Source organism: Agrobacterium sp. OT33 (assembly GCF_017313365.1).
GTDB classification, from domain to species: domain Bacteria; phylum Pseudomonadota; class Alphaproteobacteria; order Rhizobiales; family Rhizobiaceae; genus Agrobacterium; species Agrobacterium rhizogenes_A.
Genome location: NZ_JAFLMZ010000001.1, coordinates 159,228 through 179,130, shown reverse-complemented (window position 1 = coordinate 179,130; position 19,903 = coordinate 159,228). Strand labels below are relative to the sequence as shown.

Here is a 19,903-nt window from a genome sequence, read left to right as displayed (position 1 = left end):
AGGAGTCTCACATGGAAGCGGAAGCAGCAAAGTACATCGGCGCAGGTCTCGCATGCCTCGGCATGGCTGGTACGTCCCTCGCACTCGGCCGTATCTTCGGTGATTACCTGTCCGGCGCACTGCGCAACCCCTCTGCTGCCGACAGCCAGTTCGGCCGTCTGGTATTCGGCTTCGCCGTTACGGAAGCTCTGGGCATCTTCTCGCTGCTCGTTGCTCTCCTTCTCCTGTTCGCTGTTTAATATCAGCATCAGGTCTGGATCACGGCCCGCAAATGGCGTGCCGTGATCCTTCGCATTTGCAGTCCCCCTGGAGGTGAGCATGTTCGTGACCGAGGCTTATGCCCAGTCAGCACCGACCGTAGGTGAAACGCATACGGAAACTCCGGCTGTCGGCCAGCCGCAACCGGAAGCCACGCACACGGAAACCGGTGTGGCGCATGGCGCCGAACACGGCGCTTCCGGCGTATTCCCGCCGTTCGACCAGTCTACTTACGCATCGCAGGTTCTCTGGCTGGCGATCACGTTCGGCCTTTTCTACCTGCTCATGCAGAAGGTCATCGTTCCGCGCGTCGGCGGCATTCTCGAAAACCGTCATGGACGCATCGCACAGGATCTCGATGAAGCGGCACGGCTGAAAAGCGAAGCCGACGCAGCCGTCGAAACCTATGAAAAAGAACTCGCGGCAGCCCGCGCCAAGGCAGGCTCCATCGGCTCTGCCGCCCGTGACGCTGCCAAGGCGAAGGCCGATGCCGACCGCGCCGCCATCGAGGCCGGTCTTGCTGAAAAGCTCGCCGCCGCCGAAAAGCGCATTGCCGGCATCAAGGAACAGGCATTCGCCGATGTCGGTGCCATTGCCGAGGAAACCGCGACCGCGATTGTTGACCAGCTGGTCGGCGCCAAGGTCAAGGATACCGACGTCAAGGCCGCCATTGCCGCTGCTTCGACCGTGAAGGGAGCCTGACATGGCATTTGATGCATCATTTTTCGCTCTCGTCGGTCTCGTCCTCTTCTTCGTTCTGGTCGCCTATCTCAAGGTTCCCGGCATGCTCGCCAAGTCTCTGGACGAGCGCGCCCAGAACATTCAGGACGAATTGGCCGAAGCCAAGCGCCTGCGCGAAGAAGCCCAGCACCTGCTGGCCGAATATCAGCGCAAGCGTAAGGAAGCTGAAGCCGAAGCCGCAGGCATCGTCGCCGCCGCTGAACGCGAAGCCGCTGCCCTGACGGAAGAAGCCAAGCAGAAGACGGAAGAATTCGTCGCCCGCCGCACGGCCCTTTCGGAACAGAAGATCAAGCAGGCCGAAGAAGACGCCATCGGCGCCGTTCGCGCCGCCGCCGTGGATATCGCCATTGCCGCTTCCGAGAAGCTCATTGCCGAAAAAACCACCGCTGCCGCAAAGGCCAAGCTGTTCACCGCCACCATCGGCGAAGTGAAGTCGAAGCTGAACTGAGATTTATCTCGGACTGTTCAAAACCCCTCCGGCGCGAGCCGCGAGGGGTTTTTTGTTTGAACTATCTAGGTCGTTTAGAAATACGGCGCTGGAGGCTGAGGCTCCATCTCGGCTCGAATTCCCATGGAGCTACCCGGCAGCGCTTTTGTTTGGTGCCAGATGCAGTCGCGGGACAGTGCTGATGTCTAACCGCCCCAAATTCGCGCTCTAGCCATTGTTCTGTCGCCCGTCGTCAGCCAAATGCGGTCTCCGCGCCGGTCATATGTTGACCAGCGGTTCTCGCTTGTAGGCTTCGCGGAGGATTTCCATGAAGGCTGGCGATAAGGGTACGGAGGCGGTGTCAAACGCGCTGACTGCAACGCCGGGCGTCCATGAATTCATGATCGCGGCCCCCTTCATGTCGATCACGCGGGCAGGGCTGATCGGTTCCTCCCGCTGCTCAATACCGAGTGTTTCAAGGTGACGGCGAATGATCGTCATTGTGATACCGTGCAGAAGTGCCGCCTCGGGCCAGACGACCGCTTTGCCATCCCAGAACGCCAGGTTCCAGATTGTCGCTTCGCTCAGGCGCCCACGGGTATCGATGAATGCTGCGTCGTCATAGCCCTTTTTGACAGCCTGCCGAAGGTATTGTGTTTTTGACGCCTCGCCAACATGCTTGATCGTCGGAAAAGGTCTCTCATGCTGGACGACGGACAAGCGGAAAGGTCCCGCAGGGCCATCGAACGGAGGTGCCGTGCGCACCAGGATGGCGGGGTCGTCCGAAGCCCCGGTCGGAGTAAACTCGCCGCGACGGGAAAACATCGTGGCTGTCACGGAGAGGGCTGAAGGGGCACTCTCAATAGCATGACGAATGCGCCCGCGCACCAATTCGTCGGGAAGCGCCTGCCCGAAGAACTCAATCGACGCCGACCTCAACCGCGCCAGGTGAAACTCCAACCCCCGTACTGCGCCTTCGCGCACTTGCATTGCCGTGAAATGTGCGAAGCCCGCAAACGCGAGTGAGGAAAGATCCTCTGCTGTAGCCACGCAGCCATTTATCTCTGTCCGAAATCCCGATTTCCGGTTCATTTCTATGCTCCTGTAACGGTTTACATGATGGAGCGTCCTGCCTACAGTATGACACCGCTGTCAGAGTCAAGGGCCCGGAATGAAAATCGGTGAGCTGTCCCGAAGAACCAGCGTCAGCATCAGGATGCTGCGCTATTATGAAGCCGAGGGTCTTCTCGCACCGGTTCGCACTGAAACAGGATATCGGGATTACGGTCCCGCCGACGTGGAGACGGTCGGGCGCATCCGTTTGTTGGGAAATGCCGGTATGACGTTAGCCGCCATTCGGGATTTCCTGCCGTGCTCGCTTGAGCGAAGGCACGCTTTTGAACCTTGCGATGAGCTGAAGTTGAAGCTGCGTATGCAAATCAGCTCGATTGACGAACAGAGCCGGAAACTCTCAGAGAGCCGAAGCTTGCTGAGTGACCTGCTAGAAGCGTTCGAAGCGTCAACGCCGGTTTCAACTCGCTCGTAGCCTGCATCTGATCTCTGTTGGAATGCCAGCTGTCCGTTGCGTCAAGCGAAAGTGAAATATCGCTTCTCCGCTCCCCATCCGTCTTGCTCTGATCGGCCCCGATGCCTTGCTGGCCTGATAACGGAAGTTAAGGCTGGCCCATTGTTCCGCTGTCGCGATCAATCCCGCTTCAGCGGCCGAAAGCTCATCCTGTGCAATGGGCAAGGCCCGTGGCTTTCAATGGCACGCAGATGGGCCGGTGTGCCGTAACCCGCATGCCCTTCAAAGCCGTAGGATGTGTGCACCATACCGGCGCGCTCCATCATCCGGTCACGTGTCACCTTGGCGATGATCGAGGCGGCGGCGATGGAGAGGGAGCGGGAATCGCCCTTGATGACGGCCTTGGCTTCGCAGGGGATGCCCGGCGGCCTGTCGCGGCCGTCGGCGAGGACCAGGGCGGGTGAGGTTTCGAGGCCGAGCACGGCGCGGCGCATGGCGTCGAGGCTGGCGCGCAGGATGTTCATGCTGTCGATCAGGCCGGGGCCGGAGGAGGCGACCGAAACGATCGAGCTTTCCATGATGAGCATGAACAGGCTCTCCCGTTTCTGCTTCGTCAGCTTCTTGGAATCATTGAGGCCAGCAGGAATATTATCCGGATCGAGAATGACCGCGGCCGCAACGACCGGTCCGGCAAGTGGCCCACGGCCTGCCTCATCCGTGCCGGCCACGGGCCAGAGGCCCCTGTTTTTCGCTTCCAGCTCGAAGGAAAAATCCGGGCCAGTATCGGCAAGATCGAAGAGGGCAGGAGAATCGGGTGTGGTGCGGCGTTTCATGCGGCGAAACTTGCACACACACCCGATCTCCTGCAAGCCCCCGGAGGCGGGCGATGACAGGCAGGGCGAGCCGGGGTCAAGGGGCGTGGCTCACTATGCCCTCAAGGTCATCATGACCTTTGATCCTCCAGCGGGGCGGCGGAGGAAAAACGATCGCACGCGAGGCGGCGGTTCCGGGGGTAATGTCCGGCGGGCCAGGGAAAACCCGCCGGGCATTTCATGGGGAGGGTGGCCGCGAGAAGGGGAGAGGCCAGCGCTCCTTGTCGTGTTCCGCCCGATATCGCCGCACGGTCTGTGTGGTGCTTCGATCAGGCAGGGTGTCTTCAGCGTCCGTTTCTCAAAGCAGCGACAATTGCACGCCGGTGCCACCCGGCGGCACGAAGAGATCGTCGCGCAGATGAATGCCACGGCGGATGAGGCCGAGCCTCTTCGTCGCCATCTCGAAACGCCTGCCGATCTGCCAGGCATAGGGGCCGGCACCCTTCATGCGTTTTCCGAATTCCGCATCATAATCCTTGCCGTCGCGCATCGAGCGCACCAGCGACATGACATGACGGTAGCGGTCCGGATAGTTGCGCAGCAGCCAGTCGCGAAAGAGCGGGCTCACCTCAAGCGGCAGGCGCAGCAGCACGTAAGAGGCTTCCGTTGCGCCGGCGGCCTTGCCGGCCTCGAGAATACGCTCGATCTCATGATCGTTGAGTGCCGGAATGACAGGCGCCATCATCACGGCGACTGGAATGCCAGCCCCCGTCAGCGCCTTGACCGCTTCCAGCCGCTTTTCCGGCGTGGCGGCGCGTGGCTCCATGTTGCGCGAGAGCTTGCGATCCAGCGTCGTCACGGAAATGCCAACCTTGGCGAGGCCCTTTTTGGCCATAGGTGCCAGAATGTCGATATCCCGCTTGATCAGCGCCGATTTGGTGACGATGGCGACAGGATGGTCGGCCTTGGCCAGCACTTCCAGTATCTGCCGCATGATGCGCCATTCGCGCTCGATCGGCTGATAGGGGTCGGTATTGGTGCCGATGGCGATCACCCGCGGCTTGTAGCCCGGCTTGGCCAGTTCCCGCTCCAGAAGTTTTGCCGCATCCGGCTTGGCGAAGAGTTTCGATTCGAAATCCAGCCCGGCGGAAAGGCCCATATAGCTGTGGGTCGGCCTTGCGAAACAATAGATGCAGCCATGTTCGCAGCCGCGATAGGGATTGATGGAGCGGTCGAACGGGATATCGGGGGATTCATTGCGGCTGATGATGCTGCGCGGCTTCTCCACCTGCACTTCGGTGCGGAATTCCGGCATGTCTTCCAGCGTCTGCCAGCCATCGTCGAAAACCTCGTGCTGCAGGGCCTCGAAGCGCCCGTCAGGGTTAAGCCCGGCGCCACGGCCGCGACGACGGTCGATCTCGATGCGCAGGCCCGACGCATCGGCCAGCGCATTGGCAATGTCAGGCATATGGCTCGGCTGGAAGGCAGCCTGCCCCGAAAGCGTATGGTTTCTCATCTGGATGCTCCCGGGCGCCGCGCGCCTGAAGGCCCGCCAAACACCCTAAACCGTTTCCGTTCGAACAGGCTTCCATCACCTTTTCGATGATTAAATTCCTAATGCAAAAACGAGAACAATACAAGAACAAAAAATGCAGAACCGATATTTGTTCCCATCCCGGCAGGGGAAGGCTGGGGAGTGATTTCGCCGCGGGGCGGGGTGCTGATCCGCACCGGGAATGGCGGATTTTACCACGATGGGAATAGTGGCAATTTATTGTGCGATGCGTTAGAGCTATGCATATGTTGACAGTCATAATGGAATGCCGGGATCAGGAACCGGAGCTGGCGCACACGCTGTCCGCGCTTGTCACCGGGGCCGTGGAAGGGCTTGTAAGCGATGTGGTGATCCTTGATCACGGGTCGCGCGATGGATCGTCGCGTGTCGCCGATGCCGCCGGCTGCCGTTTTTATGGGCAATGGGACATCGAGGACATCGTGCAATCCGCGCGCGGCGGCTGGCTGCTTCTGATCGAGCCCGGCGCCCGTCCACAGGCCGGCTGGATCGATGAGATTCTCGAATATGTGGCGATCTGCGCCCAGCCCGCACGCTTTTCGCCATCGCGTTATCATCGCCGCAATATCTTCAGCCGTGTGCTGCGCCGCGCGCCGCCGCTGGAGCACGGATACCTGCTGCCCAAGAAACACGCCCTGTCGATTGCCAGGCCGGGCATGGGCCTGACGCAACTGATTGGCGGGCAGAAGCCGCGCCGGCTGAATGCGGAGATGGTGCCCGCCTGGGCGCTGCGGGCTCCGGCCTGACGCCGGGAGGCTGTCTTACCCTGCCAGAACCTTGCCCGGGTTCATGATGCCGGCCGGATCGAAGGCGTGCTTGATGCGGCGCATCAGTTCCATCTCGATGCCGGGCCGAATGGCGGCCAGCTCATCGCGTTTCAGCTGGCCTATGCCATGTTCGGCGGAAATGGAGCCGCCGAGCGACAGCACGATGCCGTGCACGATCTCGTTCATGTCCCGCCAGCGGCCAAGGAACTCGGCCTTGTCGGCTCCCACCGGCTGGGAAATATTGTAATGGATATTGCCGTCGCCGAGATGGCCGAAGGCGCAGACGCGGGCGCCGGGGATGGCGGCGATAACCGCCTTTTCCGCCGTCGCCATGAATTCCGGTATTTTCGATACCGGAACGGAAACATCGTGCTTGATCGACCCGCCTTCCGGTTTCTGCGCATCCGACATGCTTTCGCGCATGTGCCACAGCGCCTGCCGCTGTGCTTCTGACGCGGCGATCACCGCATCCTCGACCAGGCCCGGCTCAAAACCGCGCTCCAGCAGCGATTGCATCATCGTCTCGGCCGTTTCCGCCGAATCGGAGGTGGAGATATCGATGAGCGCGTACCAGTCATGCGGCGTCTGCAGCGGGTCGCGCACGCCGGGAATGTGTTTCGTGGTGAATTCGACGCCGATACGCGGCATGAGCTCAAAGCCGGTCAGCGCAGTGCCGCAGAGGTTCGAGGCCATTTCGAACAGTTTCAGCGCGTCATTCGTGGATGAGAGCCCGGCGAACGCCACCTGATGGCCGAGCGGCTTCGGGAACAGCTTCAGCACCGCGCCGGTGATGACGCCAAGTGTGCCTTCCGAGCCGATGAAGAGATCGCGCAGATCATAACCCGTATTGTCCTTTTTCAGCCGGCGCAGCCCGTTCCAGATTTCACCTGTTGGCAGCACCACCTCCAGCCCGAGGCAGAGCTGGCGCATATTGCCATAGGCAAGCACCGCCGTGCCGCCGGCATTGGTGGCGAGATTGCCGCCGATGCGGCAGGAGCCCTGCGAGCCGAGCGACAGCGGGAACATGCGTTCCACCGTATCGGCGGCCTTGTGGATGTCGTCGAGAATGCAGCCGGCATCGGCGACGATGACATTGGCCACCGGATCGATGTCGCGGATGCGGTTCATGCGCTCCAGCGACAGGATGATGTCGGTGCCGCCGGCCCGCGGTGTCTGGCCGCCGACAAGGCCGGTATTGCCGGTCTGCGGCACGATGGGTGTGCCGGTCTCGCTGGCGAGCTTCAGGATGGCGGCAACCTCTTCGACCGAACCGGGCTTGATGAGCAGCGGGGAGGCACCACGGTAAAGCCCGCGATTTTCCACAAGGCGCGGCGCCATTTCCGCCGGGTCGCGCACCGCATTCTTCTCGCCGACGATTGTCGTGAAGCGGTCGAGGGTATCGGATGAGGGGGCGATGGCAGTCATGGGCGTCTCGCTGTCATTGAAACGGTGGGCGAAATGGTGGGCGGGTCAGCCTCTCGGCGCGGCGGCGCGGGACAGGCGGTCGTTGATCGCCTCTCCAAGACCATGCATGGGAATGGCGGTGATTGCGATCATGTCCGCACCGCTCGCATCGGCGGCTTTCAGATAATCGAACAGATTGGCGGCGGCCTCGGCAAGATCGCCGGCGGGGCTGAGGTCGAGAACGGTGCGCGCGGCGTCTTCGCCTGAAACGGCGCGGCCGCCGAAACGGATCAGCGCCTCACCTGGCAGAACCGATGTGGCGCCGAGCCGCACGGCAGCACCCGGCGCATAATGCGAAGCCAGCATTCCGGGCGCTTCAATGGCGGCAGCGGCTTTTTTCGGCCGCTCGAGCCGCGCGCCGGCAACCCGCTCGATGTCTGCGGTGACGATGCCGCCCGGGCGAAGCAGCCGCAGGCGTCCGTCTTCTTCCACCTTGACGATGGTGGATTCGACGCCGACGGCCGCCGCCCCGCCATCAAGAACGAGATTGATCTTCTGGCCGAGATCGGCCTCCACATGGGCCGCGCTCGTCGGGCTGATCTTGCCGGAACTATTGGCGCTGGGCGCGGCCAGTGGCCTGCCGAAGCGGCGGATAAGCTCGCTGGCAAAACCCTGCGGCACGCGGATGCCGACCGTATCGAGACCGGCCGTCGCCAGCGAATGAATGCCGCTTGCCGGTTTCAATGGCAGAACCAGCGTCAGCGGGCCGGGCCAGAAGGCCTTGGCGAGCTTCAGCGAAACGGGGTCGAAAACGGCATAATGTTCGGCCATGGCGATATCGGCCATGTGGCAGATCAATGGGTTGAACTGCGGCCGGCCCTTGGTCTCGTAAATGCGGGTGATGGCCGCCGGATTGGTGGCGTCGGCGGCAAGGCCATAGACGGTTTCCGTCGGCAGGGCGATGGGCCGTCCGTCCGCAAGCTCCGCCACGGATGCCTGCAGGGCTGTTTCACGCTCTTTTTCGATATTGATATGACGCGCCATGATGCTGCCTTTCACGGCGGTCAATAGCGTATTTCAGGGCGGAGTGGAAAGCGCTAATGCATGGCGCCCGAAAGTGGCGAGCGGTTTCGGGATGGCGACATGCATAAACCCGATAAGGATACGGCGTCCGGGACGCTTTATCGCGTCTTATATCGCCTTGATGATCTTGCGCATCTCCTCCGAGCGGGCGCCGAGCATGAGCACGTTTTTCAGCGCCACCCGCGGATCATGGGTCTGGAACAGCAGGCCGCCACGGTGGAAGGACGTGTCGACGGCGATTTCCTGATCGGGAAGCGCATTGATGGCGACGGCAAAATACATGCGCGAGTAGCGCGCATCGATATTTTCGAAGAAGTTCTCGGCGCCGCTCAGTTCGGCGAAAAAATTCGCGAAATAGAAGGACCACAGCACATGACGTTCGGCATCAAAACTGGTTTTTGACGCCGTGACATGACAGTAGCCGAGATGCGGCCGGTCGTTGAGCAGATGGTGGAAGACCATCTTCGGAAAACGGATGGACTGGTGAAAGGTGTTGAGACGGCTATGGGTGGCATCGGCGGCGGCCTCGAGCTTGCGCCCGGTCATCGCCGCCACCTCGTCGTGGCTGTAATAGACACGCTCCCTCGGCAGCCAGCGTTCTTCATATCGGCTGATCCGGCCGGTGCGGAGAAAATCCGAATGCGCGGTCTTCGACCGTATCGGCGTGACCGAATGTCTGCCTGCATCGAAATAACGTATGCGTGTCGCCTTCTCCACCAGGAACGCCCTCGTTGCCGTCGGTCAGGCAAGATAATTTAGTCCGTGTTAATACTCCGTTGCCTGATAGCCCCTGTTTTCTGACGGGTGGAAGGTAATCGCGCCGCATCATGCGTCATATTGCGACGTGCCTGCGCCTGCCGAATAGCTGCCGGATTTCGCAGCGGAATGGCCTGATGCCGCCATTGGCGCATGTCGCAATTTGTCGCCAATGCGGAAGCCGATGTCGCTGTCTGTGCTGCTGCAAATGACCGCCGGTGTTTAGATGGGATCATGCTTCCGCAGCCCGGTAAATGGTGCCGGGCAGGGCGGTTTGATCGAGGATTTGGCCATGGAATTGCGTGATACCGTATTGCGCCAGCTGAAGAACCGCCGCGAGGGTTTCAGCCTGGAACAGCCCTTCTACACGGACCCGGATTATTTCAAGCTGGATATGGAAACGATCTGGTATCGCGACTGGCTGTTTGTCGGCCATGATTGCGAAGTGCCCAAATCCGGCAATTATTTCACCGTGCAGGTTGGTTCCTATTCCGTCGTCATCGTCCGTGGACGCGACGGGCAAATTCGCGCCCTCCACAATTCCTGTCGCCATCGCGGTTCCCGCGTCTGCTCCGCCCACAAGGGCCAGTCCGCCCGCCTCGTCTGTCCCTATCACCAGTGGACCTACGATCTCGATGGCAAGCTCCTGTTCGCCCGCCATATGGGCGAGGAGTTCGACAAGGCGGAATTCGGCCTGAAGCCGGTCGCCTGCGAGACCGTCGCCGGTTACGTCTTCATTTGCCTTGCCGATCAGCCGGCGGATTTCGCGCCCATGCGCGCCGAAGTCGAGAGCTACATGGCGCCGCACCGCATCTGGGAAGCCAAGGTCGCGCATGAAAGCACGATCATCGAAAAGGGCAACTGGAAGCTCGTCTGGGAAAACAACCGCGAGTGCTACCATTGCGCCGCCAACCACCCGGAACTCTGCCGCACCTACCCCGAAAACCCGAGCGTGACGGGAACGGATGGTGGTGCCAGCGACCCCGAGATCGGCGGTCACTGGGCGCGCTGCGAGGCCGCCGGCCTGCCCAGCCGTTTCAAGATCGATCCCAAGGGCCAGTTCCGCGTCGCCCGCATGCCGCTGATCGGCGAGGCGGAAAGTTACACCATGTCGGGCAAGCGCGCCGTGCGCCGGCCGCTGTCCGAAGATGTCAGCATCAGCCATATCGGCGCGTTGCTGCTGTTCCATTATCCGACGACCTGGAACCACTTCCTTGGCGACCACACCATTTCCTTCCGTGTGCTGCCGCTCAATGCCAATGAGACCATGGTCACCACCAAATGGCTGGTGCACAAGGATGCGGTGGAAGGCGTGGATTACGATCTGGAAGATCTCACCCACGTCTGGAACGAAACCAACGATCAGGACCGCCGTATCGTCGAGGAAAACGCCTTCGGCATCCGGTCGCCCGCCTACCAGCCCGGCCCGTACTCCATGGAAGACGAGGGCGGTGTGATGCAGTTCGTCAACTGGTATGCCGATTTCATGATCGACCGGCTTTCCGGCGACAAGGCCCGGCTTTCGGCAGTAGCGTGATGCGAAGATGAATATGGTTGTGACCTACAAGCACATAGACGAGATGAAGCCGTGGAGCGACAAGCTCCAGCTGCTGGAGTGCATTTCGGTGACGCCCGAGACGCAGGATGTGATGACGTTCCTGTTCCGCTCCGAGGACCAGAACTGGTTCCGGTATCTGCCGGGTCAGTTCGTCACGCTGGAACTGCCGGTGGGCAAGGAGCCGCTCTATCGCACCTATACATTGTCCTCCAGCCCGTCACGGCCCTATGCGCTTTCGGTCACGGTCAAGGCGCAGGCCAACAGCATCGGCACGCGCTGGATGTTCGACAATCTGAAGCCCGGCATGAAAATCCGGGCGCTCGGACCGCTCGGCGATTTCTCCTATGTCCGGCATCCCGGTGACAAATATCTGTTCATCTCGGCAGGCTCCGGCGTCACGCCGATGATGTCGATGGTGCGCGACATGAGCGACCGTGCGCCGCAGAGCGACATCGCCTTCATCAACTGCTCGCGCTCGCCGTCCGATATCGTCTTCCGCCACGAGCTGGAATATCTCGCCCGCTTCATGCCGAAGCTGTCGCTTGGTTTCATCGTGGAAAATTGCGGTCGCACCGATCTCTGGTCCGGCCTGAAGGGCATGGTGGACAAGGCCAAGATCGCGCTTCTCGCCCCCGACTTCATGGACCGCACCGTGTTCTGCTGCGGGCCGGAACCGTTCATGGCCGCCGTCCGCTCCATGCTCGAGGCGTCCGGCTTCGACATGGGCCGTTACCATCAGGAAAGCTTCTCGCCGGCCGCCCCGGTCACGGTCGGCGAGAGCGTTCTCACCGATGTGGACGGCGAAGCGCTGGCGATGGTGGGTTTCACCCTCTCAGGAAAAGAGATGGCCTGCCAGCCCGGCCAGACGGTTCTGATGACGGCGCGTGCCGCCGGGGTACGCATTGGCGCCGCCTGCGAATCGGGCATCTGCGGCACCTGCCGGGTGCTGAAGCTGTCCGGCGAGGTGGAGATGAACCACAATGGCGGCATTCTCGATGACGAGATCGAGGAAGGTTATATTCTCGCCTGCTGCTCGCGGCCCCTGACCGATGTGAAGGTGGAGGCCTGACGCCAGCGGGCGTTTTATACTCTTCTTCTTTCACCGGATGGTTGTCATGGAACCAAATTTCCCTAAACTCGTTTGCACGTCATCGAATTCTTTTCGGGCATAGAAACGGGGGCTACCCTTGATCTCCGACAAGAGTGAGTGGGTGAAAAGGCGCGGGCCAACGCGCTGAAGCAAATGGAGGAAGATCATGATGAATTTCCGGACAACGAGCGTCGCCACAGCGATCGTCGTGTTCCTCACAAGCTTTACGCCGTCACAGGCGTTCCAGGTGCCTGTTCCGATGCCCAAGCCGGCGGTTTCGACCGACAATGTGGTGCCGGTGCAATATCGCGAATGGGACCGCAGATACCGGCACGGTGACCGCATGTACCGTCCGCGCCCGCCGCGCGACGGCTGGTATAATGGTCATCGCGGCTACCGCGATCGCCGTCCGGGCTACCGTTACCACAATGGTTACTGGTTCCCGCTGGCAGCCTTTGCGGCCGGTGCGATCATCGGCGGCGCCATGCAGCAGCCGCGTCCGGCCTATGGCGGCAGCCATGTCTCCTGGTGTCAGAACCGCTGGCGCTCGTACCGAGCCTACGACAACACCTATCAGCCGAACAATGGCCCGCGTCGCATATGCGTATCGCCCTACAGCCGTTAATTGCATAAATGCAGAAGCCCGGTTCCATCCGGGCTTTTGTCTTCCCGGCCTGTCTTCTCCGGGAAATGCGTGATTTTTGATAAACGAAGCGTGATCGCTCCGTTAATCGTGGGTTCAGCCACACGCCCCTAGGCTGCAAAGGTAAGCGACGCTGCCTCAACATGGTGGCGGTGTTGAGAGAAGAAAAACGAAGAATTCACGTAGAACGGCCTGTCGACCGTCGTGAATGGAGGAAGTCAGATGAAAAGCTATGTGAGGAATATCCTGGCTGTCGGTCTTTCTGCGATCGTGGTTGCAGGAGCGATTGTTCCGGCGGAAGCGGCAATGCCCTTGCCTGCGGCGCCGAAGAGCATTGAGACCGCAGGCAATGATGCCGGCAAGAATATCGTGAACGTGCAATATTGGCGTGACCGCGACGGCTGGGGCGACCGCCGTGGCTGGTATCGCGGCCATCGCGGTTATCGTGATTACCGCCCGGGCTATCGTCACCACGACGGTTACTGGTTCCCGCTCGCAGCCTTTGCGACGGGTGCGATCATCGGCGGCGCCCTGTCGCAGCCGCGTGAAGTCTACCGTCCGGTTCCCGAATATCGTCCGCGTCCGGTCTATCGCGAATATCGCCCGGTCCGCCGCGGCGGGCTGAGCCAGGCGCATGTGAACTGGTGCTATGGCCGCTATCGTTCCTACGATGCCTATAGCAACACGTTCCAGCCTTACCATGGCCCGCGCCAGCCCTGCTATTCGCCTTACAGCTGATAGAATGCCAGGCTGAAATTGACAGAGCCGTCCGGTCATCACCGGGCGGCTTTTCTATTACAAAATCCGTGCCCGTTTGAGGACGAACCAGGCAAGCACGACCGAAATCACGATAAAGACGCCGGCCGACAGCGTGCCGCCCGTGCCGACGGTAAACGGCAGCTCATCGGTATTCATGCCGAAAAAGCCGGTCACCAACGATGGCGGCAGCAGGAATGCCGTCATCAGCGACAGGATATAAAGGTGGCGGTTGGTTTCGGACGAAAGTTTGGAATCGATTTCTTCATGCAGCAGCCTCGCGCGCTCCTGCAGGGCATAAACATCGTGATCGACAGCCTCCAGACGCCCCATCAGGCGTGAGGCGACATCCTCGAAACCGTCAGGCATCTCGTCATCATCGGCGGCCGAAGCCCGCCGCATCAGGGTCAGCACGGTGCGCAGATGCCGGTGCAGGCGAACCACCGTGCGGCGCAGCGGGGCAAGCCGCCGCCGCTCGTCACGGTTCTCGCTGTCATAGACCAAATCTTCGATGGCGTTCAGTTCTTCCGTCGTCTCCATCACCAGATTGATGAGTGAGCGCTGGAATTCCGCCACCAGCCCCTCAAACACATGGGACGGCGTGAGGTAGCGGTTGGAGTTCTTGTCCACTGCCGCCTTCAGCCGGTCCACCGAATGCAGCGGCTGCAGGCGGGTGGTGATGATGAAGCGGTCGCTGACCGCAAAATGCAGCCAGCCGAAATCGCGTGTTTCCTTGTCGAATTCCCGCTGGAAATCCACCAATGTGCCATAGAGCGATTTTTCATCGACCACGATGGACGGATGCGTCTCATGGGTGGTGAGGCTTGCGCGCGCTGCCGGATCGAGCCCGTCGATGGTTTCGAGAAAGCCCGCCACGCGCTGATCGGCGAGGTTGAGGTGCAGCCAGAAGAAGCCTTCGCACTCCGCCATTTCTTGAAAGCCGGCATCGGGCGCGAGCCGCCGGCAGGGGGCTGCACCGGGGTGGAATTGATAGGCCCAGACAAGGCCGGGAATAACGGGCGTTACGAGATCCATCGTGGCAGTCCTGACCGGCTGGATGGGAGGGGGAGGCGTCCGTCGTTCCGGTGTGGGAGCGGCGGCGGCGAGGCGCCTTTCAGCGCATGCTGAGCAAATTCATATGACAGTTTTATAACAATCCCGCTGAAATGACGGGAATTTTCAAATTGACGTTTACGTAAAAATCATTTAGCCCGAAGGCAGTAGCAAGATGCCAGAGCTTCGGGAGGAGGCAGCATGTATAGCGCGCCGGTGGATGATATCGCCTTTACACTCAAACACGTAGCGGGTCTTGAAGACGCGCTGTCAAAGGGTGCGCTGGGAGACCTTGGGGAAGATCTGGTCGATGCCATTCTGCACGAAGCCGGCCGTTTCGCCACCGCAGAGGTCGCGCCGCTGGCCGATATCGGCGACCGCCAGGGCGCGAAGCTTGCCGACGGCAAGGTCACGACACCGGATGGCTGGGCCGATCTCTACCGCCGCTGGGCGGAAGCGGGCTGGAACAGCCTGACGGCGCCGGAAGAGTTCGGTGGCCAGAACCTGCCGCATATGCTGAATGTCGCCGCACTCGAAATGTGGAATTCCGGCTCCATGGCGTTTGCGCTGGCGCCGACGCTGACCATGGGCGCGGTGGAAGCCCTTGTCGCCCACGGCAGCGATGACCTCAAGCGCACCTATCTGCCGAAACTCGTCTCCGGCGAATGGACCGGCACCATGAACCTCACCGAGCCGCATGCGGGTTCGGACCTTGGTGTCCTGAAGACCCGGGCGGAGCGCAATGGCGACGGCACCTATCGTATCTTCGGCCAGAAGATTTTCATCACCTGGGGCGAACACGACGCGGCTGACAACATCATCCACCTTGTTCTTGCCCGCCTGCCGGATGCGCCGGCCGGTACGCGCGGCATCTCGCTATTCCTCGTGCCGAAATTCCTGCCTGATGAGAACGGCGCGCCCGGCAGCCGCAACGATCTGTTCTGCCATTCGCTGGAACACAAGCTCGGCATTCACGGTTCGCCCACCTGCACCATGATCTTCGGCGACGGCAAATTCGGGGAAGAGAAGGGCGCTCTCGGCTGGCTGGTCGGTGAGGAGAACAAGGGTCTCGCCTGCATGTTCACCATGATGAACAATGCCCGCCTTGCCGTCGGCATGCAGGGTGTGGCGATCTGCGAAGCGGCGACCCAGAAGGCGATCGAATACGCGAAAGAACGCACGCAGGGCAAGGCGCCCGGCTGGCAGGGTTCCGGCATGAGCCCGATCATCGAACATCCTGACATCGCCAGAACGCTTCTGACGATGAAGGCGCTGACGCAAGGATCGCGGGCGATTTCCTTCAGCTGTGCCCATGCCATCGATATGGCGCATGCGAGCGAAGACGCCTCCCGGCGCGCTCACTGGCAGGAGCGCGCTGCCCTTTTGACGCCGATCGCCAAATCCTTCTCCACCGATGCCGGCGTCGATGTCGCCTCCATGGGCATTCAGGTGCATGGCGGCATGGGCTTCATCGAGGAAACCGGCGCGGCGCGTTATCTGCGTGATGCCCGTATCGCGCCGATCTATGAAGGCACCAACGGCATTCAGGCCATCGATCTGGTGCTGCGCAAGCTGCCGCTTTCCGAGGGGGCGCAGGTGCGCGGTTTCATCAGCGAATTGCGTGAGATTGCCGTCCGCACAGGCGCTTCGAACCGTGACGATCTGGGCGAGACCGCCCCTTATCTCGAAGCCAGCCTCAACGATCTGGAAACGACAACCGACTGGCTGCTGGACCGTATCAAGGCCGGCGAAACCGAAACCGCACTCGCGGGTGCTACCCCCTATCAACGTCTCTTCGGTCTGGCGCTCACCGGCGCCTATCTCGCCAAGGGCGCATTGGCCGCCGTCGATGATGGCAGGGGCGGGCACCGCGCAGCCCTTTGCCGTTTCGCGGCGGAAAACCTGCTGGCGGAAACGGCGGCGCTGAAGGATCGCGTTATATCAGGCGCGGCAAGCCTTGCCGCCGCCCGCACCTTATTGGCTTGAGGAGCTTCAGATGTCGGACGAACACATTCTCGTCGAGCGCGTCGGCCATGCGCCTGATGTCCTGACCATCCGCTTCAACCGGCCGGACAAGAAAAACGCGATCACCGATGCCATGTATCTGCGCATGGCAGACGCTCTCCACGCCGCCAATGACGACCCGGAGATTCGCGTCGTTGCCTTTCTCGGCACGGAAGGCTGCTTTTCCGCCGGTAACGACATGGCCGATTTCCTTGCCTTCGCCATGTCGGGCGGGAAGGGCAAGCTCGCCGCGCTCGAGCTTCTCAAAGCGCTCGTCGCCTTCGACAAGCCGCTGGTATCCGGCGTGGACGGGCTCGCCATCGGCATCGGCACGACACTGAACCTGCATTGCGACCTGACGGTCGCCTCCACACGCAGCCTGTTCAAGACGCCGTTCGTGGACCTGGCACTGGTGCCGGAAGCGGCCTCCAGCCTGCTCGTGCCGAAGCTTGCCGGTCACCAGCGCGCTTTTGCGCTGCTTGCCATGGGTGAGGGATTCTCGGCTGAGCAGGCAGTGCAGGCCGGCCTGATCTGGAAAGTCGTCGCCCCCGAGCATGTGGAGAGCGAAACGCTGGCGCTCGCCACCCGGCTCGCGACCAAACCGCAGCAGGCGCTGAAGATCGCCCGCGATCTGGTGCGCGGTAACCCGGCCGATATTCTCGCCCGCATCGAAGAGGAAGGCCGCCATTTCATCGCGCAGCTGCAAAGTGCCGAAGCGCGCGCCGCCTTCGAGGCATTCATGCGCCGTTGAGTGCGGGAATCGGGAAGCCCGCCACTTGTTTCTTCTCTCCGCCGGGGAGAAGTCCTCGGCAGCGGGATGAGGGGGCAAGCTCCCCGAAATCCGGCAACGTTACCCCCTCATCCGACCCTTCGGGCCACCTTCTCCCGGCGGGGGGAAGAAACGAGCGGCATCGTGGAGTTTGGAAGCCTCTGTGCTTTTGAATACGGATTATATATCGTCCATCAAACCGGTCCGGCAAAACGGATCGCACAGACTCTCCGTCCGAAGGCCACCCGCATGCGTCACCTCGTTTTCGCCCTGTCCGTCTTTCTCTCCGCCGCAACTGTTGCAGAGGCGGCAGCGATCACACGCTTGCCGGTTTCGAGCAGCAACATCATTCTGGCGCAGTCAAGCGATGACGACAGCCCGAACTATAATTCCGGCAGCAGCCGCAGCCACCAGCGCCGCGCGCGCTTCGTCTGCGTCATCACCCCGCCGGAAAGCGCCAATCGCCGCCGACCCTATATCTGCCCGATCGAGCAGGGCCGGGTTGGTGGTGCCTGCCGCTGCTCGGGTGTTGTTGGCAACGGCACGGTCGATACGGCCTGGTGATTATTTCCTGATTATTTCTCCAGCACCGCCACCGCTTCCACATGCGGCGACCACAGGAACTGGTCGACCGGTGTGACGCGGGTGATGCGATAGCCGCCCTCCGTAAGAATGGCGAGATCGCGCGCCAGCGTCAGCGGATTGCAGCTGACAGCAACGATTTTCTTCACCGCGCTGCGGGCAAGCTCCTTGCACTGGAATTCCGCACCGGCGCGCGGCGGGTCGAACACGACGGCGTCGTAATTCTTCAATTCGCTGACCATCAGCGGCCGGCGGAAAAGATCGCGTTTTTCGACGCTGACCGGTTTCAGGCCCTGCGTATTGCGGGCGGCGAAATCCAAGGCCTTCAGCGCCTTGTCTTCGGCTTCCACCGCATGCACCTTGCCGATGCGCGCCAGTCTCAGCGCAAATGTACCTGAACCGCAGAACAGGTCCGCAATGCGTTTGGATTTGCCGATATGGGCAAGCACCAGTTCCGCCATGGCGTCCTCGGCCTGTTTCGTCGCCTGCGTGAAACCGCCGGCGGGCGGCGAGACCGGAACGCCGCCGAATTCGATGATCGGCTTTTGCGGTTCGATCAGGATTTCACCTGACAGCGAGACACGCGCGATACCGCGCATGGCAAGCACCGTTTCCGTCAGCGCCCGCCGCTGCCTGTCGTTGACCGACTTGATACCCTCGACGGAAATATCCAGACCGGAAAGCGTTTCGAGAACGGTCATCCGGAACGGCTCGGCATTCGCCACCATCGAAAGCCCGATGGCGCGGATGGCATCGAGCCGCGAGACGATGCCGGGCGAGGTGACGGGACATTCCTCGATGGCGACGATGTGATGGCTGTTCGCCTGGCTGAAACCGAGCAGCAGGCCCTTTTCCGTCTTGCGGGCGGCAAACACCGCGCGGCGGCGCTCGCCGGGGCGACAGATGACGAGGTCGTCCACATCAGGCGTCAGCCCCTTCGATTTCAGCGCCGAAACCACCAGCTCCCGCTTGTAGGCATGGTAAGGCTGATCGGAAAGATGCTGTAGCGAACAGCCGCCGCAGGTGCCGTTCCTGCCCTCGGGGCCGAAGTGGCGGCAGGCGGGTTCACGGCGCTCCGCCGAGGCTTCCGTTATCGACATGACGGTGCCGTGATCCTTCACCCTGGCGATGGCGACCGTCTCGCCAGGCAGCGTGAAGGGCACATAGACCGGACCGTCGGGACAGTGCGCGATGCCATCGCCCTGCGCGCCGAGGCTCTTGATGGTGACGGTCTGTGTGCTCATGGCTTTTCGCCTCCGAGAAGAAATTCGATATTGCCGTCGCCGCCGGAAATCGGCGAGGGAATGAGGCCGAGGCTTTTCCAGCCCATGTCCTCGGTCAGCCAGCGTTCCAGCTCGGCGGCCACGGCGGGCGCCGTTTCCGGCTCCTTCAGAAGCCCGGCCTTGCTGATGGCATCGCGGCCCGCCTCGAATTGCGGCTTGACCAGCAGAACGGCAAGAGCGCCCGGTTCCGCAAGCTCAAGTGCGGGGGCAAGTGCGAGCTTCAGCGAAATGAAGGACACGTCGGAAACGATGAAGCCGATCGCCCGGTCATCGATGTCCTCGGCCGTCAGGAAACGGGCATTCAGCCCTTCCAGATTGGTCACGCGCGGATCGTTCTCGATCCTGGCATGCATCTGCCCGTGTCCGACATCGATGGCGGTGACGTGTTCGGCGCCACGCTCCAGCAGCACCTCGGTAAAACCGCCTGTGGAAGCGCCGACGTCGAGACAGTCATGACCCGATGGATCGAGCCGGAAATGATCGAGCGCCGCCACGAGCTTGAGCGCCGCGCGGGAAACATAGGCCTGTGCCGGGTCGCTGATGGCGATCTGCGCATTGCCGGCAACGGTCTGGCTCGGTTTGGTGACGGTCTTGCCGTTGACGCTCACGGTGCCGCGCGCAATCGCGTCGCGCGCACGCGAGCGGCTGGCAAAGTGGCCGAGCGACACAAGAAGCTGGTCAAGCCGTTCATTTTCAGATGTTTTGGACATGGTCCCGTTCAATGACCGTCAAACCCCGCCGATGCAAGCGATTTATCGCTGGAATGGCCCGGAATGCCGCTGCCGCCGGGCAAGGTTACATTGCACCGCAAAGTCAGAA

At 61.5% G+C, this 19,903-nt stretch carries 21 protein-coding genes; 12 read left to right on the top strand and 9 right to left on the bottom strand.

The annotated features are described in order from the left end of the window. Nucleotides 1-11 precede the first annotated feature (11 nt). From JZX88_RS00945 to JZX88_RS00935, 3 genes are all read left to right on the top strand, one after another. Nucleotides 12-239, top strand: a complete 228-nt coding sequence (locus JZX88_RS00945) for a F0F1 ATP synthase subunit C (protein ID WP_003494147.1) — start codon at nucleotides 12-14, stop codon at nucleotides 237-239. Between the two features lie 79 nt (nucleotides 240-318). Further along, entirely contained in the window at nucleotides 319-960 is a 642-nt protein-coding gene (locus JZX88_RS00940) for a F0F1 ATP synthase subunit B (RefSeq protein ID WP_065115001.1), read from the top strand. A gap of 1 nt (nucleotide 961) precedes the next feature. After that, on the top strand, nucleotides 962-1,447 hold the full coding sequence (locus JZX88_RS00935) for a F0F1 ATP synthase subunit B (RefSeq protein ID WP_065115002.1): 486 nt from the start codon (nucleotides 962-964) through the stop codon (nucleotides 1,445-1,447). 258 nt (nucleotides 1,448-1,705) lie between these two features. On the opposite strand, the gene JZX88_RS00930 is transcribed toward JZX88_RS00935, so the two are convergent. After that, entirely contained in the window at nucleotides 1,706-2,518 is an 813-nt protein-coding gene (locus tag JZX88_RS00930; protein WP_206912270.1) for an aminotransferase class IV family protein, read from the bottom strand. Nucleotides 2,519-2,597: 79 nt separating this feature from the next. On the opposite strand from JZX88_RS00930, the gene JZX88_RS00925 reads away from it, so the two are divergent. Next, nucleotides 2,598-2,972 (top strand): MerR family transcriptional regulator, encoded by a 375-nt coding sequence (locus JZX88_RS00925; protein WP_065115004.1) that lies wholly within the window; start codon nucleotides 2,598-2,600, stop codon nucleotides 2,970-2,972. Nucleotides 2,973-3,130: 158 nt separating this feature from the next. On the opposite strand, the gene JZX88_RS00920 is transcribed toward JZX88_RS00925, so the two are convergent. Both JZX88_RS00920 and JZX88_RS00915 read right to left on the bottom strand, forming a co-directional pair. Continuing rightward, nucleotides 3,131-3,784 carry a ribonuclease HII gene (locus JZX88_RS00920; RefSeq protein WP_065115005.1) on the bottom strand — a complete coding sequence of 218 codons (654 nt, stop codon included), beginning with the start codon at nucleotides 3,782-3,784 and terminating at the stop codon, nucleotides 3,131-3,133. Between the two features lie 337 nt (nucleotides 3,785-4,121). After that, the gene (locus tag JZX88_RS00915; protein WP_206912269.1) at nucleotides 4,122-5,279 is read right to left on the bottom strand and encodes a PA0069 family radical SAM protein; all 1,158 of its coding nucleotides are present in this window, start codon (nucleotides 5,277-5,279) and stop codon (nucleotides 4,122-4,124) included. A gap of 284 nt (nucleotides 5,280-5,563) precedes the next feature. On the opposite strand from JZX88_RS00915, the gene JZX88_RS00910 reads away from it, so the two are divergent. Next, complete coding sequence (locus JZX88_RS00910; protein WP_065116140.1) at nucleotides 5,564-6,082, top strand: glycosyl transferase; 519 nt, start codon at nucleotides 5,564-5,566, stop codon at nucleotides 6,080-6,082. 15 nt (nucleotides 6,083-6,097) lie between these two features. Here JZX88_RS00910 and JZX88_RS00905 read toward each other — a convergent pair whose 3' ends face one another. The 3 genes from JZX88_RS00905 to JZX88_RS00895 form a co-directional block, all read right to left on the bottom strand. Then, on the bottom strand, nucleotides 6,098-7,528 hold the full coding sequence (locus JZX88_RS00905; RefSeq protein WP_206912268.1) for an FAD-binding oxidoreductase: 1,431 nt from the start codon (nucleotides 7,526-7,528) through the stop codon (nucleotides 6,098-6,100). Nucleotides 7,529-7,573: 45 nt separating this feature from the next. Next, nucleotides 7,574-8,551 carry an L-threonylcarbamoyladenylate synthase gene (locus tag JZX88_RS00900; protein WP_206912267.1) on the bottom strand — a complete coding sequence of 326 codons (978 nt, stop codon included), beginning with the start codon at nucleotides 8,549-8,551 and terminating at the stop codon, nucleotides 7,574-7,576. A gap of 147 nt (nucleotides 8,552-8,698) precedes the next feature. Next, on the bottom strand, nucleotides 8,699-9,307 hold the full coding sequence (locus JZX88_RS00895) for a DUF6656 family protein (protein ID WP_161991603.1): 609 nt from the start codon (nucleotides 9,305-9,307) through the stop codon (nucleotides 8,699-8,701). A gap of 331 nt (nucleotides 9,308-9,638) precedes the next feature. On the opposite strand from JZX88_RS00895, the gene JZX88_RS00890 reads away from it, so the two are divergent. The 4 genes from JZX88_RS00890 (at nucleotide 9,639) to JZX88_RS00875 (ending at nucleotide 13,375) form a co-directional block, all read left to right on the top strand. Next, nucleotides 9,639-10,883, top strand: coding sequence for an aromatic ring-hydroxylating dioxygenase subunit alpha (locus JZX88_RS00890; RefSeq protein WP_142855392.1), 1,245 nt, complete (start codon nucleotides 9,639-9,641; stop codon nucleotides 10,881-10,883). Between the two features lie 7 nt (nucleotides 10,884-10,890). Further along, on the top strand, nucleotides 10,891-11,973 hold the full coding sequence (locus tag JZX88_RS00885; protein ID WP_065115010.1) for a hybrid-cluster NAD(P)-dependent oxidoreductase: 1,083 nt from the start codon (nucleotides 10,891-10,893) through the stop codon (nucleotides 11,971-11,973). Between the two features lie 187 nt (nucleotides 11,974-12,160). Then, on the top strand, nucleotides 12,161-12,619 hold the full coding sequence (locus tag JZX88_RS00880) for a BA14K family protein (RefSeq protein ID WP_065115011.1): 459 nt from the start codon (nucleotides 12,161-12,163) through the stop codon (nucleotides 12,617-12,619). 240 nt (nucleotides 12,620-12,859) lie between these two features. Then, entirely contained in the window at nucleotides 12,860-13,375 is a 516-nt protein-coding gene (locus tag JZX88_RS00875) for a BA14K family protein (RefSeq protein ID WP_065115012.1), read from the top strand. Between the two features lie 57 nt (nucleotides 13,376-13,432). Here JZX88_RS00875 and JZX88_RS00870 read toward each other — a convergent pair whose 3' ends face one another. Then, nucleotides 13,433-14,428 carry a transporter gene (locus JZX88_RS00870; RefSeq protein WP_206912266.1) on the bottom strand — a complete coding sequence of 332 codons (996 nt, stop codon included), beginning with the start codon at nucleotides 14,426-14,428 and terminating at the stop codon, nucleotides 13,433-13,435. 219 nt (nucleotides 14,429-14,647) lie between these two features. Between JZX88_RS00870 and JZX88_RS00865 the strand changes: the two genes are divergently transcribed. The 3 genes from JZX88_RS00865 (at nucleotide 14,648) to JZX88_RS00855 (ending at nucleotide 17,783) form a co-directional block, all read left to right on the top strand. Beyond that, complete coding sequence (locus JZX88_RS00865; protein WP_206912265.1) at nucleotides 14,648-16,432, top strand: acyl-CoA dehydrogenase; 1,785 nt, start codon at nucleotides 14,648-14,650, stop codon at nucleotides 16,430-16,432. A gap of 10 nt (nucleotides 16,433-16,442) precedes the next feature. Continuing rightward, a complete protein-coding gene (locus JZX88_RS00860) occupies nucleotides 16,443-17,201 on the top strand; it encodes a crotonase/enoyl-CoA hydratase family protein (protein ID WP_206912264.1) in 759 nt (252 codons plus the stop codon). Between the two features lie 267 nt (nucleotides 17,202-17,468). After that, nucleotides 17,469-17,783, top strand: a complete 315-nt coding sequence (locus JZX88_RS00855; RefSeq protein WP_065115016.1) for a hypothetical protein — start codon at nucleotides 17,469-17,471, stop codon at nucleotides 17,781-17,783. Between the two features lie 11 nt (nucleotides 17,784-17,794). Here the strand turns inward: JZX88_RS00855 and JZX88_RS00850 are convergent, their stop codons facing one another. Then, nucleotides 17,795-19,045 (bottom strand): class I SAM-dependent RNA methyltransferase, encoded by a 1,251-nt coding sequence (locus JZX88_RS00850; RefSeq protein ID WP_065115017.1) that lies wholly within the window; start codon nucleotides 19,043-19,045, stop codon nucleotides 17,795-17,797. After that, a complete protein-coding gene (locus JZX88_RS00845; protein WP_142855397.1) occupies nucleotides 19,042-19,794 on the bottom strand; it encodes a TlyA family RNA methyltransferase in 753 nt (250 codons plus the stop codon). The genes JZX88_RS00850 and JZX88_RS00845 overlap by 4 nt, the downstream gene beginning before the upstream one ends. Between the last annotated feature and the right edge of the window lie 109 nt (nucleotides 19,795-19,903).

What these genes read in the sequence shown, in the direction of transcription:
- JZX88_RS00925 (WP_065115004.1), top strand. Translation starts at nt 2,598, where the DNA reads ATGAAAATCGGTGAGCTGTCCCGAAGAACCAGCGTCAGCATCAGGATG.
- JZX88_RS00890 (WP_142855392.1), top strand. Translation starts at nt 9,639, where the DNA reads ATGGAATTGCGTGATACCGTATTGCGCCAGCTGAAGAACCGCCGCGAG.
- JZX88_RS00880 (WP_065115011.1), top strand. Translation starts at nt 12,161, where the DNA reads ATGATGAATTTCCGGACAACGAGCGTCGCCACAGCGATCGTCGTGTTC.
- JZX88_RS00905 (WP_206912268.1), bottom strand. Translation starts at nt 7,528, where the DNA reads ATGACTGCCATCGCCCCCTCATCCGATACCCTCGACCGCTTCACGACA.
- JZX88_RS00845 (WP_142855397.1), bottom strand. Translation starts at nt 19,794, where the DNA reads ATGTCCAAAACATCTGAAAATGAACGGCTTGACCAGCTTCTTGTGTCG.
- JZX88_RS00870 (WP_206912266.1), bottom strand. Translation starts at nt 14,428, where the DNA reads ATGGATCTCGTAACGCCCGTTATTCCCGGCCTTGTCTGGGCCTATCAA.
- JZX88_RS00865 (WP_206912265.1), top strand. Translation starts at nt 14,648, where the DNA reads ATGTATAGCGCGCCGGTGGATGATATCGCCTTTACACTCAAACACGTA.
- JZX88_RS00940 (WP_065115001.1), top strand. Translation starts at nt 319, where the DNA reads ATGTTCGTGACCGAGGCTTATGCCCAGTCAGCACCGACCGTAGGTGAA.
- JZX88_RS00910 (WP_065116140.1), top strand. Translation starts at nt 5,564, where the DNA reads ATGTTGACAGTCATAATGGAATGCCGGGATCAGGAACCGGAGCTGGCG.
- JZX88_RS00900 (WP_206912267.1), bottom strand. Translation starts at nt 8,551, where the DNA reads ATGGCGCGTCATATCAATATCGAAAAAGAGCGTGAAACAGCCCTGCAG.
- JZX88_RS00850 (WP_065115017.1), bottom strand. Translation starts at nt 19,045, where the DNA reads ATGAGCACACAGACCGTCACCATCAAGAGCCTCGGCGCGCAGGGCGAT.
- JZX88_RS00920 (WP_065115005.1), bottom strand. Translation starts at nt 3,784, where the DNA reads ATGAAACGCCGCACCACACCCGATTCTCCTGCCCTCTTCGATCTTGCC.
- JZX88_RS00855 (WP_065115016.1), top strand. Translation starts at nt 17,469, where the DNA reads ATGCGTCACCTCGTTTTCGCCCTGTCCGTCTTTCTCTCCGCCGCAACT.
- JZX88_RS00930 (WP_206912270.1), bottom strand. Translation starts at nt 2,518, where the DNA reads ATGAACCGGAAATCGGGATTTCGGACAGAGATAAATGGCTGCGTGGCT.
- JZX88_RS00885 (WP_065115010.1), top strand. Translation starts at nt 10,891, where the DNA reads ATGAATATGGTTGTGACCTACAAGCACATAGACGAGATGAAGCCGTGG.
- JZX88_RS00875 (WP_065115012.1), top strand. Translation starts at nt 12,860, where the DNA reads ATGAAAAGCTATGTGAGGAATATCCTGGCTGTCGGTCTTTCTGCGATC.
- JZX88_RS00915 (WP_206912269.1), bottom strand. Translation starts at nt 5,279, where the DNA reads ATGAGAAACCATACGCTTTCGGGGCAGGCTGCCTTCCAGCCGAGCCAT.
- JZX88_RS00935 (WP_065115002.1), top strand. Translation starts at nt 962, where the DNA reads ATGGCATTTGATGCATCATTTTTCGCTCTCGTCGGTCTCGTCCTCTTC.
- JZX88_RS00945 (WP_003494147.1), top strand. Translation starts at nt 12, where the DNA reads ATGGAAGCGGAAGCAGCAAAGTACATCGGCGCAGGTCTCGCATGCCTC.
- JZX88_RS00860 (WP_206912264.1), top strand. Translation starts at nt 16,443, where the DNA reads ATGTCGGACGAACACATTCTCGTCGAGCGCGTCGGCCATGCGCCTGAT.